This window comes from Neisseria sp. P0021.S007 (assembly GCF_051956855.1).
Genome location: NZ_JBQCXA010001349.1, coordinates 1 through 495 on the forward strand (window position 1 = coordinate 1; position 495 = coordinate 495).

Annotated in this window: 1 protein-coding gene; it reads right to left on the bottom strand. The window is 52.9% G+C overall.

Going from position 1 to position 495, the window contains the following annotated elements:
• Positions 1-495: vWA domain-containing protein (locus ACTHUR_RS19105; RefSeq protein ID WP_440400348.1), on the bottom strand; the 495-nt coding region annotated here is incomplete at both ends.

Below are 495 nucleotides of genomic sequence, written 5' to 3' on the forward strand. Positions count from 1 at the left end.
GGTATAGCCGACCAAGCGGTATTCTTTGACGGTGGCAGGGTTGAATTCGACTTGGATTTTGACATCCTGCGCTACGGTGGCAAGTGTGGAGGTCAGCTGCTGTTGCAGGACTTTTTTCGCTTCTTTTTCGTTGTCGATGTAGCTGTAATTGCCGTCGCCCGCATCGGCGATTTGTTCCATCATGTCTTCGTTATAGTTGCCCATGCCGAAGCCTAGGGTGCTGAGTGAAACGCCGCTTTTGCGTTTTTCGGCAACCATGGATTTGAGGGTTTCGGTGTCGGATACTCCGACGTTAAAGTCGCCGTCGGTTGCCAGTAGGATGCGGTTGATACCGTTGGGTACGAAGGCTTTTTGCGCTTGCTCATAAGCCATTTGCAGTGCGGATTCGCCGTCTGTCGCGCCGCCCGCACGCAGTTTGTCAATGGCGTTTAGGATGGTTTCTTTATCTGCACCTGATGTGGGCGGGAGTACCAGATCTTCGCCAGACGCATAGGT